4 protein-coding genes are annotated in these 2591 nt (G+C 39.0%); all 4 read right to left on the reverse strand.

Annotated features, from left to right (window positions below; all coding sequences use genetic code 11):
- Positions 1 to 1179: hypothetical protein (locus HN459_09230; GenBank protein MBT3479626.1), on the reverse strand; the 1179-nt coding region annotated here is incomplete at its 3' end.
- Positions 1180 to 1242: 63 nt separating this feature from the next.
- Positions 1243 to 1746, reverse strand: coding sequence for a GNAT family N-acetyltransferase (locus HN459_09235; GenBank protein MBT3479627.1), 504 nt, complete (start codon positions 1744 to 1746; stop codon positions 1243 to 1245).
- 3 nt (positions 1747 to 1749) lie between these two features.
- Entirely contained in the window at positions 1750 to 2370 is a 621-nt protein-coding gene (gene msrA, locus HN459_09240) for a peptide-methionine (S)-S-oxide reductase MsrA (protein MBT3479628.1), read from the reverse strand.
- Between the two features lie 113 nt (positions 2371 to 2483).
- The coding region (locus HN459_09245; GenBank protein ID MBT3479629.1) for an NAD synthetase at positions 2484 to 2591 on the reverse strand (108 nt) is incomplete at its 5' end.

Here is a 2591-nt window from a genome sequence, read left to right on the forward strand (position 1 = left end):
GAGAAGCAATTCATAATTGCCGTGCCATTGAACAAAATCTGCACCTCCCATAAATGCACCATGTTTTGCAGTACGGCCGTAATAATGCCAAAGATCAAATGCAATAAATTCAATTGGTTCATCAAAAGGTTCGGGGGAGAGCAATCCTTCGTTCCGAAGTTCTGCTACGAGGTTTAGTGCCAACTGTACTTTTTCATTGGTTGAATGCACAACTTCTTCTGCTTCAATATAAAATTTGTCCACATGAGATTTAGCATGACACTTTAAGCATGTGTTTTTCATTGCTTCTTGTCCCAAATTATAATTTGGTCGTTTTTTTGAAATTGGAGCAAATAGCCACCATGAAAGTCTTTCTGTAACATCATGGGTTACATTCATTCCTTCCAATCCACTCATATGACACGTTGCACAAGTTGGGACAGGCATATCTCTTGTCGTTAATTCTTTTGCGGGCGCATTCAAATTAAGATGTGCTTTTTGTGATAAATATAAAACACCATGTTTTGATTCGTTAAATATTTCTAATTGAGAATGATCTGGTCCCATATGACATTGACCACAAGTTTCTGGTTGTCGAGCTAAAGCGACGGAAGCAGAATGACGAGAGTGGCATGCGGTACATGTACCGATACTACCATCAAGATTGGGTTTTCCAATTGAATGGCACGCTTCGCATCCTTTATTCATTACCCCCCGCCCTTCAATGATGGCCAATTTATTGGCAGGGCGAATGACAGTTCCAGGATGGTATTTTTCTGCATAAGCAATTTGTTCAGCAGAAAAATCTTTTTGTCCAGACACAGCAGCCCAAGCTGGTGCGCTGTGGCGACTGCGTAAGAATTGATTATATTCTGTTGTATGACATTGACGACAATTTAGAGCTGTGATATTCTTTGCAAGTGTAAACCCTTTATGAGCGATTTCTTCTTGGCCATCTTGTGGACGATGACATTCGAAACAAGTAACATTTTTTTTGGCATGTTTACTCGTTGAATATTGATGAATAATTGCGGATGTTTCTTGGCTGTGGCATTCGACGCACTTCCCGGTGGCTCGTACATATTCCGGCCCAGGTTGGTCTAATTCGACTGCTGGTCGAGCACGATGGATTAAAAAGGCAGCAACAATCAATGCAGTAGCAATTACAATCGAGATAAAGACATTTTTAAAATTCATCATAAGTTCCCCCTTAAAAATTCATTTTAAGTATTAATCAACGAATGTAAATGTAGGGCGAATATATCATACTGTAGTATATAAATGGCATATTTCGTCTGAATTTTGGTTGTTTATCTTTTTAATAAACCGCATTCCCATTTTTTCTAATAATCGTATTGAAGCATTATTATCAGGGGAAGCGATGGCCACTATCCGTTGTAATCCCAAACGATTTCTGCCGTCATCTATGGCCGCTTGTGCGGCCTCAAATGTATATCCATTTTTACGAAATGCGGGTAGCATGGCGAATCCAATATCGGGGTCGTCCAGATTGTCGCGCTTTAGAATTCCGCAAATACCAATGGATGTTTCATCTTTCAACTGAACAAGATAAAGTCCATGGCCGTGTTCGGCATAGCTGGTTCTGGGACCAGTTTCAATAAATTTTTCTCCATCCGAAATTGACCCAATCCCACGGTCGCCGATATATTTAATAAAATCCGGATCGTTATAGAGTTCAAAGACAAATGGTGCATCTTTTGACTCTAATTCAGATAAAGTTAATCGTTCTGTTTCGATTTTAACCAAAGTTCAGTCGTCCCAGATTGTACCTTTTTTCTTCAATTTATTGATTTTTGGAGCTATGACAAAAGTGCAATAGGGAGCGTTGGGATTGTTAGCGAAATAGTCCTGATGATATACTTCCGCTATATAAAACACATCCAATGGTTTGACTTCTGTTGTGATAGGACCTTCAAACATATTGTCTGCATTTTTCAAAGCTGATTCAGCCGATGCTTTTTGACTATTATCGTGATAGTATATGGCAGACCGATATTGAGTGCCATAGTCATTTCCTTGTCTATTCAGCGTGGTTGGGTCATGGGATTTCCAGAAAATTTCTAAAATTTCATCATAAGATATTTCATCAGGATTATAATGAATTTGACAAACTTCTGTATGGCCTGTTTTACCACGAGAGACTTCTTTATAAGTTGGGTTTTTCAAATGTCCGCCGGCATAACCGGAGACCACATTCTTGATACCTTCAACCCGTTCATAGACTGCTTCAACGCACCAGAAACATCCTCCACCAAGTGTGGCAACTTCTAAATTATCTTTTGACATATTTTTTAATCCTTTTTGCTGACATCCAATTGCCGTGACTGAAAGAAGGATAAACAGCGGTAGATTGATGAATATTTTTTTCATGGGGTTACTCCGAACTTATTTACAGATGTAAACGCAAAGCACCCATTTTTCGTTCCATGGGTTGTGATATATAACACGTTGTAGAGACGAAGCAACGCTTCATCTCTACAACATTACAATTCTTTTAGGTCTTTGTGGAGTGTGGTAAGCATTTCTTTTGCATCACCAAAGACCATAACGGTATTCTCGAATCCGAATAATTCATTTTGGATTCCTGCAAA

It is taken from the genome of Candidatus Neomarinimicrobiota bacterium, from assembly GCA_018647265.1.
Taxonomy (GTDB): Bacteria; Fidelibacterota; Marinisomatia; order Marinisomatales; family TCS55; genus TCS55.